This is a genomic window from Mannheimia bovis, from assembly GCF_014541205.1.
GTDB classification, from domain to species: domain Bacteria; phylum Pseudomonadota; class Gammaproteobacteria; order Enterobacterales; family Pasteurellaceae; genus Mannheimia; species Mannheimia bovis.
In genome coordinates, this window is sequence record NZ_CP061280.1 from 831,104 (window position 1) to 845,222 (window position 14,119).

The window sequence follows — 14,119 nt, forward strand, 5'->3', positions numbered from 1 at the left end:
AGTTGTAGCTCCCTTTCTCATTTCGCAGTGCTACAATGATGACAGTAAGTAATAAAGATTATTATTTGTTGTAGCTCCCTTTCTCATTTCGCAGTGCTACAATAGACCTCGCTCAGAGCCTTATTTATCAAGGGTTTTGCTAGGAATAGCTCGATAAAAAATTGAGTAAAAAGTCGTTTGTAAGCGGTTATTTTCCTGAAATTTTTTGCAAATTTTGCAGATTTTTTTAGAAAAATAACCGCTTGCTTTTTGCTGAAAAGGGATAAAAATAACTATCTTGGTATTGTGTTTTGATTAAAAATGTAGCAATTAAACCAAAATTAACGATGTGGCATAAAAAAATTTCTAGTCTGTATTTTTGCTAAAAGAGTAGCATTTGGTTTGCATTGACTTTTTCCTCCTGTGGCTTTAATTCGCCGACGAGCAATAACATTGAAGTAAATTGCTTTTCGGTTACTTCCAAGCAACGTACTGAGCCTTCTTCCGGTAAATGCTGGGTTAGGCGTTTGTTATGTTTTTCGAGTGAATCCCGACCTCGTACGATCCGTGTATAAACTGAAAGTTGCAGCATTTGATAGCCGTCTTTTAGCAAAAATTGCCTAAATTGGTTGGCGGCTTTGCGTTTGGCTTTGGTGGTAACCGGTAGGTCAAAGAAAACAATAATTCGCATAAATGTTGCCTCACTCATAATGATGTTCCTTTGACGGCAGAATTTCGGGCAGTTTCAACAAACTCGGATCTCGTTGGGATATAGCGGCTTGGAATGAGCCAACCGTGCGGTCAATTGCCGCCAGAGTGCTGAATGTTTGGTCTTGGAAATGCAATTGATAATGTAACAGTCCGACTAATTTCTGTTTGGTGTGAGGGTTTAGGTTGTCGCTTAATTTCTCTTGTCGCCACAGGTCCCACACTTGTAAGTCCACCAGTGGTCGAAACGGTTCGATAAAATCATCGGCTAGGTTGAATGGGTTGAGTTCGCTATGGTGAAAAATGCCCAAGGTAGGCAACCAGCCGTAGAGCACTAGCGAGCGTGCTACTGCTGAACGTAGAACGGTGTAGGCATAGTTGAGATGGGCATTGATCGCATTTTCTTGCCAACGGCGGAAATTTTTACCGAAAGCGGTTTGGAAGTAGAGAAGGGCGGCTTGGGCTTCTAGGTTTTCTTTGTCACCGGATTTGACCCGTTTTGCCATATTTTGCAATTTTTCGGCGATATCTGACCGCTTGGTTTGGCTCAAAACGAAGGCTTGGTTGCGGATTTTCTGCTGTACAATTACCTGCCAAAGCTGTTTTTTCAGCGGTTGGCTCATTTCCAGTTGCAGTTTTAAGGTTTTCAGTTGGCGGTGATATTGTCCAAACGGCAACCACTGTCCGCACGGGATAAATTGCTCATCGCAGGTCAGTAGGGTTATGCCGTTAAGGGCAAGGGCAGAAAGTAAGGGCGTGGTGATCACGGTTTCCCGATGTTCGATTACAATCACGGCAATATCTTCCAATGGCACACTAAATTCCTGCTCTTCTTGCCAAATCACCATTTGATTTTGGCGAAGGGATAATTTTCCGCCTTTGCTGATTAAAATACTTCGCCAGCTCATTGTTTTTATCTCCTATAAAAAAATCCCTGCACCGCAGAACGGGGCAGGGATTGGATTAGCGAACACCTTGTCGTTTGCTTGGGCGACAAGGGCGGATATTTTTACCGAGTTCATCGACTTGGTATTTTTCAAAGGAAAGAGCGGTTTTTACTCCAATGCCACGATGTAAGCCCGACTTACCTTTGTTGATATTACTATCGGGTTCTTTGAGGTTAATTGCACCTGTTGCACGATCTAATCCATTGTAATAACCAAAGAATGTTTCTTTCTTCGTTTTGACTTGGATTAAATCATTCGGGAACATCGAGAATAGAAATTGGGCTGTTTCATCCATAATTTCCCATTCATCTTCGTGTTTACCTTGAATAACCGCTCTATTCGGCAAAATCCCTTTCGCCACTTGCCAAGTATAAATCGGCACAAGGAAGTATTTTCCGCCTTTAATAAACACATCAACCCGCACCATTGAGGCGTTGTCGGCTACGCCATTGCCATTACGCACCACTACGCCTGATTTTTGTACTTGTTCGACCCTCACGGCTTTCACCTGTTGTCCGCCGTTTTTATAGAACGGCTCGGTAAAAGCTTTGGAAGGATCGTCTTTAAACTCAGTTAAACGGGCTTTTAATGCCTCATAAAGATCTTTTTCCCGTTCACGATTGACCATATTTTCCAGATCTTTTAATTTGAGCTGAGTGAGTGGCACTTTGGAGACACTCACCCCTTCAGCTAAGCGTTTAGCAGATTTAATCGTCTCCATATGCCCTGGTCCACTCATTTTGCGGGTTGGCATACGGGATACAAACAGCGGTTGTACAAATTCGTGGTTTGCCTCAGGGCGATCCGGCAGTTGGATAATCAGATCTTCTTGTGGATTTTCACTGAAAATGCGGATCATCACCTCTTGGCGGAAGAAATGCCACGGTTCAGGGAAATGCAACGGAATAATTTCGCCGGTTTCATAATCAATTCGTTCAGCCGTTTTAAGATTACCCTCTTGGTATTTCACAAAACGGGTAATCTTCTGTTGCATTGCCACGGTAGAGCAGGCAACCACAACTGCATCAAGGGCGTGGTGGCGGTCGCTCTCTTCTCGCACTTTGGTTAAGCCCCAACGCCCACGTAAGAAAGCGGTGATTTGACCGTTTGAGGCAAACACCCGATTTTTTCCTTTGCCGGTTAAATGCAAGTTATCACGCACAAAATTCACTAAGAAACGGGCAATATAGCGTGTGTCATTTAAGTTGCGTTCAATAAAGCCTTGCTCATCTAATTTTTGGGTTAAAATTCGCTGTTTTTTCGCATACGGAAAACGGCAACCATTGACCCGAGCAATAAATAACGCCCACCGCTGTTCATCTTTGCTCAACCACTCAAATGGCGTTTGATTGCCTTTATTCTGATTTTCGCCAGCAAGCACCAATACTTTGTTATTTTGACTATCGTCCCAAGTACGGGAAAACGGCAGGGCGTGGTCGATTTCTACATAGCCTTTTTCTAACAAACGGTGTAAATCCAGTGCTTTTCCGCTATATAGGCATTGTCCGTTTTGTTGATCGTAAAGACGTAATGCCAAAATATCTTTAGCTTTGGGTTCTGCCAAAATATGGGGGAAGCGTTCTTTGAACGAAAGTATCGCTTTTTCTCGTTCGGTACGGTTTTGCTCTTGCCGTTTTTCAATTTCTTTGCGATCTTTATAGGATTTTCCCAGTTCTCGTGCGGTTTCAATATGAATACGAGCCGGTGAGCCGTAAAGGCGGATCACGGCATTAATCACTTTTCTGGCTTGGCTGAGTGAACGCAATACCACCGGATTGCGGATTTCATCAGCAGGAATTGGAGGTAGCAAGCGGTTAATTTCCCCTGATTTTTTACCAAAATGGTCGCCGTAAATCTGTTGGCACGCCTCGTCATAACGCAATCCTTGTTCCATCAACGGCACAATCTTGTAGAGGCTTTTTAAGGAAAGTTGAATGAATTGATCGAAGTTGAGGTTTTCCAGCAGAGCGTTTAGCACTGTCTCAGACAATTTTCCGTTGAGTTGTTCAGTGATGTCGTTATCGGTTTTGTAAATAGAGAATGTCGTGCCGATTTCGTCTAAAAGTGCGGTCTGATTTTTCAAGGTTTCCCACGCTGATTTATCCGCCTTTTCCACCGCTTTACGAATAGCGTGGTAGGCTTTCAGCTCGATCAGTGTGGCATCTTCGGCTTTCTCTTTGCCGTAACGCACACCATTGAAACGAGCCTCTTCCGATAAACCCAATAATTTACGCACTTGGGTGTAGGTGAGTTTGGCTTTTTCATAAGGCTGATTGAGCAACAACGTCCGTTCTTCTAGATTTAGGGCACGTTCCGAGCCGTTTTCCAAAATCCGTAAATTATTGAGTTTGGTCAGCCACACAAAACGTTCCGCTGTGTAGCTGTGTTTGGCGGCTTTATATTTGTTGGTTTCAAAGGTACATTTGCCGAGCATTTTCAAAATCGCATCGCCTGATAACGCCGGTTTTTGCCACATTAGCAAATTGCAAAATTCCTGCTCTAATTGACCGCTTGTATGTGGGTTTCCGAGTTCTCGCTGGGTTTGGAAGAGTAGTTGCATTTCAGCGAGTAGATCCTTACGGTCGAAAGTATGCGTATACGCCCCTCGCTGATTGCGGATATGTCCCTCTTCAAGAGCAAATTTTTTCACCGCAATTTCTGCCGGTGTGCGGAATTGGTTTTCAATCAATAATTGATGGTTGTCCTTCACACCAGAAAGCAATGCACCCATTTCTTTATCCGCACTTTTCGCTTCATTTTTACGTTGAGAAAGATAGCCACGATGTTTTAACAGATGAAGTAAGACGGCGGACCACTCTCGGGGTGAAAGACGTTCATCTAAGCTTTTCACTCGTAATGCCCAGCAATCAATAGGCAATTTAGCAAGTTCTTCTTTACTAATGATATTATATTGTTTTAATAGACGTTTCCCTTTTAATAGGCGAAAGGCTCGGCGACGGATTAAACGGCGGGTTGAACGGGCAAGACGACGGGCAAGGGCGAGTGATTCACCGGTTTTGGCAACTTCTGCCTTATCAAAGGTACGTACACCGACATCAATCAACCGAATCGGAAAGCCATCTTCATCAATTTCTACTATTGCCCAGCCAATGGAAGCAATGCCTAAATCAAGACCAAGAATATAGTGAAGCTGTTTCATCTGCGTTTCTCCTATCAAATAGATTTGACAAAAATTATACAACAGTTAGAATATGCCGTGTAGTACTGCGAAATGAGAAACGTTGCTACAATAAGGAATTCGAAAGAATTACCGTAATGCTCTGCCCCTTGATACTTTGGTATTAAGGGGCATCATTTTTATTGATGTAATAGAAAGCGATATTTGATGAAATTATTTTCAATATGATTGTAAATTCAACAAGCGGTAAAAAATTTAAAATTTTTTGCAAAAAACACTTGCGTAGATTTAATATTTCTCTATAATGCACCGCACACAACGACGCACTGTTGTGAACAGTTAAGTTAATATTCAGTGCGTCGTTCTTTTTTGTTCTTTAACAATTTATCAGACAATCTGTGTGGGCACTTGTTGATAGACTTGATTTAAAACTATTTTTTTAATTTTGAAGTCTTAATAGGTGCTTAACTAGAAATTCATTACTTTCTTTTAACTGAACTTTTTTAAGTTGAGCTAAGTTTGAAAGTGCGATTTTATGTCAGTACATATTGAGCGATTAAACTTTTTGAATTGAAGAGTTTGATCATGGCTCAGATTGAACGCTGGCGGCAGGCTTAACACATGCAAGTCGAACGGTAGCACAGAGGAGCTTGCTCCTTGGGTGACGAGTGGCGGACGGGTGAGTAATGCTTGGGAATCTGGCTTATGGAGGGGGATAACTACTGGAAACGGTAGCTAATACCGCGTAATGTCTAAGGACTAAAGGGTGGGACTTTCGGGCCACCTGCCATAAGATGAGCCCAAGTGAGATTAGGTAGTTGGTGGGGTAAAGGCTCACCAAGCCGACGATCTCTAGCTGGTCTGAGAGGATGACCAGCCACACTGGAACTGAGACACGGTCCAGACTCCTACGGGAGGCAGCAGTGGGGAATATTGCACAATGGGGGGAACCCTGATGCAGCCATGCCGCGTGAATGAAGAAGGCCTTCGGGTTGTAAAGTTCTTTCGGTAGCGAGGAAGGTGATTGTTTTAATAGAGCAATCAATTGACGTTAACTACAGAAGAAGCACCGGCTAACTCCGTGCCAGCAGCCGCGGTAATACGGGGGGTGCGAGCGTTAATCGGAATAACTGGGCGTAAAGGGCACGCAGGCGGACTTTTAAGTGGGATGTGAAAGCCCCGGGCTTAACCTGGGAATTGCATTTCAGACTGGGAGTCTAGAGTACTTTAGGGAGGGGTAGAATTCCACGTGTAGCGGTGAAATGCGTAGAGATGTGGAGGAATACCGAAGGCGAAGGCAGCCCCTTGGGAATGTACTGACGCTCATGTGCGAAAGCGTGGGGAGCAAACAGGATTAGATACCCTGGTAGTCCACGCCGTAAACGCTGTCGATTTGGGGATTGGGCTTTGAGCTTGGTGCCCGTAGCTAACGTGATAAATCGACCGCCTGGGGAGTACGGCCGCAAGGTTAAAACTCAAATGAATTGACGGGGGCCCGCACAAGCGGTGGAGCATGTGGTTTAATTCGATGCAACGCGAAGAACCTTACCTACTCTTGACATCCTAAGAAGAACTCAGAGATGAGTTTGTGCCTTCGGGAACTTAGAGACAGGTGCTGCATGGCTGTCGTCAGCTCGTGTTGTGAAATGTTGGGTTAAGTCCCGCAACGAGCGCAACCCTTATCCTTTGTTGCCAGCGATTAGGTCGGGAACTCAAAGGAGACTGCCGGTGATAAACCGGAGGAAGGTGGGGATGACGTCAAGTCATCATGGCCCTTACGAGTAGGGCTACACACGTGCTACAATGGCGTATACAGAGGGCAGCGACCCAGCGATGGTGAGCGAATCTCACAAAGTACGTCTAAGTCCGGATTGGAGTCTGCAACTCGACTCCATGAAGTCGGAATCGCTAGTAATCGCAAATCAGAATGTTGCGGTGAATACGTTCCCGGGCCTTGTACACACCGCCCGTCACACCATGGGAGTGGGTTGTACCAGAAGTAGATAGCTTAACCTTCGGGGGGGCGTTTACCACGGTATGATTCATGACTGGGGTGAAGTCGTAACAAGGTAACCGTAGGGGAACCTGCGGTTGGATCACCTCCTTACCAAAAATCAAGGGCGAAGCTAAGCGAGAGCGAAGTGGAGCAGAAACGACAGCAAGTGTTCACACAGATTGTTTGATAAAGCAGTAGGACAAGATGAATGAGATTTAGACATTCAAGCGGTTAAAATCTTGCAAGATTTTGCAAATGTCGCTAAAATGTTTAACCCAAAATGGAAAAGTGGAAAGCATCTTTAAATGTTGTCCCCATCGTCTAGAGGCCTAGGACATCGCCCTTTCACGGCGGTAACCGGGGTTCGAATCCCCGTGGGGACGCCATTTAAAGATGATTTTTATTGTCTTAATGTTCTTTAAAAATTTAGAAACAAGCTGAAAAACTGAGAGATTTTCGAAAGAAAGTCTGAGTAGTTCAAAAATCTTAGCTGAACAAAAGCAGCTAAGTGTTTAGTTTAAAAACTAACTTTAAGTGTTTTGTTTTTTCTTTCTCTGGATTGAAATAACAGAAAACATTTGAGGTTGTATAGTTAAGTGACTAAGCGCACAAGGTGGATGCCTTGGCAATCAGAGGCGAAGAAGGACGTGCTAATCTGCGAAAAGCTTGGATGAGTTGATAAGAAGCGTTTAATCCAAGATATCCGAATGGGGAAACCCAGTAGATGAAGAATCTACTATCATTATCTGAATACATAGGATAATGAGGCAAACCGGGAGAACTGAAACATCTAAGTACCCCGAGGAAAAGAAATCAACCGAGATTTCGTTAGTAGCGGCGAGCGAACGCGAAAGAGCCAGTTAGTGATAGCAGTAAATACAGGAGAATGAGCTGGGAAGCTCAATCGTAGAGGGTGATAATCCCGTATCCGAAGTATTTATTGTGGTACTAGGCTAACAACAAGTAGGGCGGGACACGTGATATCCTGTTTGAAGATGGGGGGACCATCCTCCAAGGCTAAATACTCCTGATTGACCGATAGTGAACCAGTACTGTGAAGGAAAGGCGAAAAGAACCCCGGCGAGGGGAGTGAAATAGAACCTGAAACCTTGTGCGTACAAGCAGTGGGAGCAGATTAATTCTGTGACTGCGTACCTTTTGTATAATGGGTCAGCGACTTATATTTTGTAGCAAGGTTAACTGAATAAGGGAGCCGAAGGGAAACCGAGTCTTAACTGGGCGTGTAGTTGCAAGGTATAGACCCGAAACCCGGTGATCTAGCCATGGGCAGGTTGAAGATTGGGTAACACTAATTGGAGGACCGAACCGACTAATGTTGAAAAATTAGCGGATGACTTGTGGCTGGGGGTGAAAGGCCAATCAAACCGGGAGATAGCTGGTTCTCCCCGAAATCTATTTAGGTAGAGCCTTGAGCGGACACCTTCGGGGGTAGAGCACTGTTTCGGCTAGGGGTCCATCCCGGATTACCAACCCGATGCAAACTGCGAATACCGAAGAGTGATACTCAGGAGACACACGGTGGGTGCTAACGTCCATCGTGGAGAGGGAAACAACCCAGACCGCCAGCTAAGGTCCCAAAGTACTAGTTAAGTGGGAAACGAAGTGGGAAGGCTTAGACAGCTAGGATGTTGGCTTAGAAGCAGCCATCATTTAAAGAAAGCGTAATAGCTCACTAGTCGAGTCGGCCTGCGCGGAAGATGTAACGGGGCTAAAACTAGTCACCGAAGCTGCGGCATCAGTGGTAACACTGTTGGGTAGGGGAGCGTTCTGTAAGCGGAAGAAGCTGGATTGAGAAGTCCGGTGGACGTATCAGAAGTGCGAATGCTGACATAAGTAACGACAAAACGAGTGAAAAACTCGTTCGCCGGAAGACCAAGGGTTCCTGTCCAACGTTAATCGGGGCAGGGTGAGTCGGCCCCTAAGGCGAGGCTGAAAAGCGTAGTCGATGGGAAACGGGTTAATATTCCCGTACTTGGATAAACTGCGATGTGGGGACGGAGAAGGTTAGGTTATCAGGGTGTTGGATATCCCTGTTTAAGTTGGTAGGTGGAATGTTTAGGCAAATCCGGACATTCTTAACACCGAGAGATGATGACGAGGCACTACGGTGCTGAAGTAACCGATACCACGCTTCCAGGAAAAGCCACTAAGCTTCAGGTTTATCTAAACCGTACTATAAACCGACACAGGTGGTCAGGTAGAGAATACTCAGGCGCTTGAGAGAACTCGGGTGAAGGAACTAGGCAAAATAGCACCGTAACTTCGGGAGAAGGTGCGCCGGCGTAGATTGTAGTCCCTTGCGGATGAAGGTTGAACCGGTCGAAGATACCAGCTGGCTGCAACTGTTTATTAAAAACACAGCACTCTGCAAACACGAAAGTGGACGTATAGGGTGTGATGCCTGCCCGGTGCTGGAAGGTTAATTGATGGTGTTATCGAAAGAGAAGCTCCTGATCGAAGCCCCAGTAAACGGCGGCCGTAACTATAACGGTCCTAAGGTAGCGAAATTCCTTGTCGGGTAAGTTCCGACCTGCACGAATGGCATAATGATGGCCAGGCTGTCTCCACCCGAGACTCAGTGAAATTGAAATCGCCGTGAAGATGCGGTGTACCCGCGGCTAGACGGAAAGACCCCGTGAACCTTTACTATAGCTTGACACTGAACATTGAATTTTGATGTGTAGGATAGGTGGGAGCCTTTGAAGCAGTCACGCCAGTGATTGTGGAGGCGTCCTTGAAATACCACCCTTTAACGTTTGATGTTCTAACGAAGTACTCGGAACGAGTACTCGGACAGTGTCTGGTGGGTAGTTTGACTGGGGCGGTCTCCTCCCAAAGAGTAACGGAGGAGCACGAAGGTTTGCTAATCACGGTCGGACATCGTGAGGTTAGTGCAATGGTAGAAGCAAGCTTAACTGCGAGACAGACAAGTCGAGCAGGTGCGAAAGCAGGTCATAGTGATCCGGTGGTTCTGAATGGAAGGGCCATCGCTCAACGGATAAAAGGTACTCCGGGGATAACAGGCTGATACCGCCCAAGAGTTCATATCGACGGCGGTGTTTGGCACCTCGATGTCGGCTCATCACATCCTGGGGCTGAAGTAGGTCCCAAGGGTATGGCTGTTCGCCATTTAAAGTGGTACGCGAGCTGGGTTTAGAACGTCGTGAGACAGTTCGGTCCCTATCTGCCGTGGGCGTTGGAGAATTGGTTGGGGCTGCTCCTAGTACGAGAGGACCGGAGTGGACGCACCGCTGGTGTTTCGGTTGTGTCGCCAGACGCATTGCCGAGTAGCTATGTGCGGAAGAGATAAGTGCTGAAAGCATCTAAGCACGAAACTTGCCAAGAGATGAGTTCTCCCAGACTATAAGTCTGTAAGGGTTGTTGGAGACTACGACGTAGATAGGTGGGGTGTGTAAGCGTTGCGAGACGTTGAGCTAACCCATACTAATTGCCCGAGAGGCTTAACTATACAACGCTCAAGTGTTTTTATAGAGAAACAAGAAGACACAAGGCGAAGTAAAGTAAAGACTAAACAAAAAAGACGAATGAAGAAAAGACAAACAAAGAGAAGAATACTCAAAGTAGCAGCTTGTTTTTAGATTTTAACTGAATTATCCCGATGACCATAGTGCTGTGGTTCTACCTGACACCATTCCGAACTCAGAAGTAAAACGCAGTAACGTCGATGGTAGTGTGGTGTTTCGCCATGTGAGAGTAGAGCATCATCGGGTTTTACCGAATACATAAGAGAAGATAGATAGAGAGAAGAGCCCCTAAGTAGAGATACTTAGGGGTTTTTATTATTTTAAAGAGCAGGAAAAAATAACCGTTTGTTGCCTGAAATGAGGTAGCAAGCGGTTTTTTTATAACTGAAATTTGCAAAATGAAGATGGGATAAAAATTAGACAGCCAATGGGATAATCCCATTGTTCTACTTGCTATGCAAGTAGAACAAATAAAGTACTGACAAAATAATGAGATATTTTGTTTAGTTAATATGGTTTTTATATAGGAACCCAATAATGCTGATAATGAAATTTGAAAATGGTAAATGGTTTTATACCGATAATATAGGAAATAAATACCAATATGATTTAACTGATCCAAGTGACCAACTTAGTTATAAAATAGATGTAGATGCTCAAATGAGAGATCAATTATCGCTAAATCTGACTAGAGATAAAAATGGTGGAGGTATCTATGAGTAGTTCTTATGAAGAAGTTTTTGATGAATTTACGGATAGACAATTAGTGTCTATTTTAGAAGAAGCAGATTATGAAAATGTGAGAATTGTTAAACGAGGTCTTATTGCATTTACTCGTGATGGTATGAATTATCTCGTAAGTAATGGATATGATGATTCCATAGAAATATTTATGGCATTTAATGATATCGATATATCATTTAAAGAAATGAACAAGTGGAATTGCGAAAAGCGATTTATAACAGTTCAGAAAATATTTTCTTTATCTAGATTAGGTGGTTTAGCGAGCCTGTTGAAAATGTTTAAGTAACCTATCTCAAATTCGATTTAGTGAGCTTCTTAAAGAAGCAAAAAGATTAAGAACGAACCCCAAGCCCCAAGGTAAAGAATACTTGGGGTTTTTTATTAAATTTTACAAATAGAATCATCATCATAGCTATATTTACGCTATATTAATAGATCTGAATATTTGATAGAATAAATACATATTGATTTTTTATGGCTAATTTGCTTTGTTTGAATATTTCCTTTCGCTTTCTCCTGTATGGCAGGCATTTTTAGCCGGGTTATTTACTTGGGGATGTACAATTTTAGGCTCATCATTTGTCTATTTTTTTAGATCGGTAAATCGAAAATTATTGGACAGTATGATGGGCTTTGCTGCCGGTGTGATGATTGCAGCTTCATTTTGGTCTTTGCTTTCACCTTCTTTAGATTATGCCGAAGCTGATTATGGTGAGCTAGCTTGGCTGCCGGCAGCGATTGGCTTTCTTGCTGGTGGTGCTTTCATCAGACTAATTGACTATATCGTTCCACATTTACACCTTAGTAAGCCTATTGAGCAAGCAGAAGGAAATAAGCAGCTTACAAAAGGGTTGTCAAAAACTACTTTACTGTTTTTAGCCATTACGATCCATAATATTCCAGAAGGGTTGGCTATTGGTGTAACTTTTGGAGCTTTAGCAAGCCAAATGGCGAGTGTAGATGCTTCTATTATGGGAGCGATTGGCTTAGCAATAGGTATTGGTTTACAGAATATACCTGAGGGTTCTTCTCTTGCTCTTCCAATTAGGGCTGAGGGGCATAGTAGAAAAAAAGCCTTTTGGTATGGAGCTATGTCTGCGGCAGTTGAACCTATTGCAGCGGTTATTGGTGCGATTTTTGTGCTTTCGATGACGGCAATTCTACCTTATGCTCTTGCTTTTGCCGCTGGAGCGATGATTTTCGTGGTAGTAGAAGAGCTAATTCCTGAATCACAAAGCAATGGTAATACCGATATTGCAACCTTAAGTTTAATGCTAGGCTTTGTGGTAATGATGATATTAGATGTTGCTTTAGGGTAAGGTATGATTTGGTATAATGCACTTTTTGGTTTTAAAGGTAGATTAAACAGACAAGGCTTTTGGACAGGCTTTTTGATTAACTTTGTTTTTCTATTGATAGTCGCTATTTTTCTGGCAGATTTGGCTAATTTAACTTTTTTTAGTTTTTTACCGTTATGGGTTTCAGTATTTAGCCTATCTGCGATTATTGTGAAACGTTTGCACGATAGAGACCGCTCAGGTAAAGCCCTGTTAATGGTATTAGTGCCGATTATTTGCTATCTGGCATCAGGCTATACTCAAGGTATAATGAAAGTATTACTTGGCAATGTAATGCCTGCCTTTATTGCGATGATCCTCTTCTTAGAATGGGGTATTTTTAAAGGAAACCCAAATCCAAACCAGTACGGTGAGCGAGGCTTATCATTTAAATTAAGAGAATAAAATGAAATTAAATTATCATAAAACCCATTTTTTAACCTCCGCTCCTGATATTCGCCACTTACCGGAAGATACAGGTGTGGAAATTGCGTTTGCCGGCCGTTCTAATGCGGGCAAATCAACGGCATTAAATGCTTTAACGAATCAAAAAAGTTTAGCTCGTACCTCTAAAACGCCGGGTCGAACCCAATTAATCAACTTATTTGAAGTAGAACCGAATTGTAAGTTGGTGGATTTGCCGGGCTACGGTTATGCAGCTGTTCCAGAACAAATGAAAATTCAATGGCAAAAGGCATTGGGTGAATACTTACAAAAACGAGAATGCTTAGGTGGTGTAGTGGTTTTAATGGATATTCGACATCCATTAAAAGATCTTGATCAACAGATGATTGAATGGGCAGTTTCAGCAGATTTACCCGTTTTATTACTATTGACCAAAGCGGATAAATTAAGTCAATCAGCTCGCTCTAAACAAGTGAAAATGGTGCGAGAGGCAATTTTGCCTTTTCAAGGCGATATTCAAGTTGAGGCTTACTCGGCATTAAATAAAATTGGCGTGGATAAGCTCTCAGCTAAATTAGATAGCTGGTTTGCCCCTATTTTTGAAGCAGAATAAATGAGGAATTGAGTATGTACAATTTAGAAGAATTACGAGCTGAAACCGATGAAATTATTGAAAATTTATTAAAAGACGGTTCAGATCCTGATGCACTTTATATTATTGAGCATCACGTTGCACATCGAGACTTTGATAAATTAGAGAAATTAGTGGTTGATGCTTATAAACTTGGCTATGAAATTTCTGAAGCGGAAGAAGTGGAAGAAGAAAATGGCAAAGTCATTTTTGTGTGTGATATCGTGAGTGAAATTAACTTAAATGCAGATCTCATTACGGCACAACAGAAAGAATTACTGCCTTTAATTGAAAAAGCGGGTGCTGAATATGAAGGTTGGGGAACTTACTTTGAAGATCCAAATGCTGATGACGATGAGTACGGTGATGATGGCGAGTTCTTCGACGAAGACGATGATTTTGATGACGAACCAACTCGTCATTAAAAATACAAGCGGTGGATTTATGTAAATTTTTTGCATAATTTCACCGCTTGTCTTGCATTTAGGATAATCCTTTTTTTATCCAATAGTGATATGGCGAGGAAGAAATCTCTTTTTGAAGAAGCTGATGATCCATAAATTCGCAAAAACTCGGAATATCGCGAGTAGTTGCAGGGTCGTCGGCAATAATATGTAGAACCTCGCCATCTTCCATTGTGCGGATTGTTTTACGGGTCAGCATTACCGGCTCCGGGCAGCGTAGCCCTAAGGTATCTAATTCTCTATTTACAATTAACTTATTCATT

At 43.2% G+C, this 14,119-nt stretch carries 10 protein-coding genes, 1 tRNA gene, 3 rRNA genes and 1 CRISPR repeat array (1 of these 15 only partly in view); of the genes, 10 read left to right on the top strand and 4 right to left on the bottom strand.

Annotation, left to right across the window (positions count from 1 at the left end):
• Nucleotides 1–103: direct repeats of the CRISPR family, unit length 36 nt; unit sequence GTTGTAGCTCCCTTTCTCATTTCGCAGTGCTACAAT (it extends 263 nt beyond the left edge of the window).
• A 258-nt stretch (nt 104–361) separates the two neighbouring features.
• From cas2 to cas9, 3 genes are read right to left on the bottom strand one after another with little or no spacing between them, the layout of a single operon-like run.
• Nucleotides 362–688: a CRISPR-associated endonuclease Cas2 gene (gene cas2, locus ICJ55_RS04260; RefSeq protein ID WP_188157453.1), complete on the bottom strand. Its 327-nt coding sequence runs from the start codon at nt 686–688 to the stop codon at nt 362–364.
• Nucleotides 681–1,595, bottom strand: coding sequence for a type II CRISPR-associated endonuclease Cas1 (cas1, locus tag ICJ55_RS04265; RefSeq protein ID WP_188157454.1), 915 nt, complete (start codon nt 1,593–1,595; stop codon nt 681–683). Before cas1 ends, cas2 begins: the two co-directional genes overlap by 8 nt.
• A 55-nt stretch (nt 1,596–1,650) precedes the next feature.
• Complete coding sequence (cas9, locus tag ICJ55_RS04270; protein WP_188157455.1) at nt 1,651–4,794, bottom strand: type II CRISPR RNA-guided endonuclease Cas9; 3,144 nt, start codon at nt 4,792–4,794, stop codon at nt 1,651–1,653.
• 546 nt (nt 4,795–5,340) lie between these two features.
• Here cas9 and ICJ55_RS04275 point away from each other — a divergent pair.
• From ICJ55_RS04275 to rraB, 10 genes are all read left to right on the top strand, one after another.
• A 16S ribosomal RNA gene (locus ICJ55_RS04275) occupies nt 5,341–6,880 on the top strand.
• A 199-nt stretch (nt 6,881–7,079) separates the two neighbouring features.
• Nucleotides 7,080–7,155, top strand: a tRNA-Glu gene (locus tag ICJ55_RS04280).
• A gap of 204 nt (nt 7,156–7,359) precedes the next feature.
• Nucleotides 7,360–10,259, top strand: a 23S ribosomal RNA gene (locus tag ICJ55_RS04285).
• 146 nt (nt 10,260–10,405) lie between these two features.
• A 5S ribosomal RNA gene (gene rrf / locus ICJ55_RS04290) occupies nt 10,406–10,521 on the top strand.
• The 16S, 23S and 5S rRNA genes sit together here with 1 tRNA gene alongside, the layout of an rRNA operon.
• 300 nt (nt 10,522–10,821) lie before the next feature.
• Nucleotides 10,822–10,998, top strand: coding sequence for a hypothetical protein (locus ICJ55_RS04295; protein WP_244141788.1), 177 nt, complete (start codon nt 10,822–10,824; stop codon nt 10,996–10,998).
• Nucleotides 10,991–11,305 carry a hypothetical protein gene (locus ICJ55_RS04300; RefSeq protein WP_188157457.1) on the top strand — a complete coding sequence of 105 codons (315 nt, stop codon included), beginning with the start codon at nt 10,991–10,993 and terminating at the stop codon, nt 11,303–11,305. The genes ICJ55_RS04295 and ICJ55_RS04300 overlap by 8 nt, the downstream gene beginning before the upstream one ends.
• 202 nt (nt 11,306–11,507) lie before the next feature.
• Nucleotides 11,508–12,338 carry a ZIP family metal transporter gene (locus ICJ55_RS04305; RefSeq protein ID WP_188157458.1) on the top strand — a complete coding sequence of 277 codons (831 nt, stop codon included), beginning with the start codon at nt 11,508–11,510 and terminating at the stop codon, nt 12,336–12,338.
• A 3-nt stretch (nt 12,339–12,341) separates the two neighbouring features.
• The gene (locus ICJ55_RS04310) at nt 12,342–12,761 is read left to right on the top strand and encodes a DUF805 domain-containing protein (protein WP_188157459.1); all 420 of its coding nucleotides are present in this window, start codon (nt 12,342–12,344) and stop codon (nt 12,759–12,761) included.
• A gap of 1 nt (nt 12,762) precedes the next feature.
• Nucleotides 12,763–13,374 (top strand): ribosome biogenesis GTP-binding protein YihA/YsxC, encoded by a 612-nt coding sequence (yihA, locus tag ICJ55_RS04315; RefSeq protein WP_188157460.1) that lies wholly within the window; start codon nt 12,763–12,765, stop codon nt 13,372–13,374.
• A 14-nt stretch (nt 13,375–13,388) separates the two neighbouring features.
• On the top strand, nt 13,389–13,817 hold the full coding sequence (gene rraB / locus ICJ55_RS04320; RefSeq protein ID WP_025247283.1) for a ribonuclease E inhibitor RraB: 429 nt from the start codon (nt 13,389–13,391) through the stop codon (nt 13,815–13,817).
• Nucleotides 13,818–13,875: 58 nt separating this feature from the next.
• Here the strand turns inward: rraB and tusA are convergent, their stop codons facing one another.
• Nucleotides 13,876–14,118 (bottom strand): sulfurtransferase TusA, encoded by a 243-nt coding sequence (tusA, locus tag ICJ55_RS04325; RefSeq protein WP_025247284.1) that lies wholly within the window; start codon nt 14,116–14,118, stop codon nt 13,876–13,878.
• Nucleotide 14,119: the final 1 nt, after the last annotated feature.

Excerpts from the sequence above, each read along its gene's own strand:
- cas2 (WP_188157453.1), bottom strand. The coding sequence starts at position 688 with ATGAGTGAGGCAACATTTATGCGAATTATTGTTTTCTTTGACCTACCG.
- cas1 (WP_188157454.1), bottom strand. The coding sequence starts at position 1,595 with ATGAGCTGGCGAAGTATTTTAATCAGCAAAGGCGGAAAATTATCCCTT.
- cas9 (WP_188157455.1), bottom strand. The coding sequence starts at position 4,794 with ATGAAACAGCTTCACTATATTCTTGGTCTTGATTTAGGCATTGCTTCC.
- ICJ55_RS04295 (WP_244141788.1), top strand. The coding sequence starts at position 10,822 with ATGAAATTTGAAAATGGTAAATGGTTTTATACCGATAATATAGGAAAT.
- ICJ55_RS04300 (WP_188157457.1), top strand. The coding sequence starts at position 10,991 with ATGAGTAGTTCTTATGAAGAAGTTTTTGATGAATTTACGGATAGACAA.
- ICJ55_RS04310 (WP_188157459.1), top strand. The coding sequence starts at position 12,342 with ATGATTTGGTATAATGCACTTTTTGGTTTTAAAGGTAGATTAAACAGA.
- yihA (WP_188157460.1), top strand. The coding sequence starts at position 12,763 with ATGAAATTAAATTATCATAAAACCCATTTTTTAACCTCCGCTCCTGAT.
- rraB (WP_025247283.1), top strand. The coding sequence starts at position 13,389 with ATGTACAATTTAGAAGAATTACGAGCTGAAACCGATGAAATTATTGAA.
- tusA (WP_025247284.1), bottom strand. The coding sequence starts at position 14,118 with ATGAATAAGTTAATTGTAAATAGAGAATTAGATACCTTAGGGCTACGC.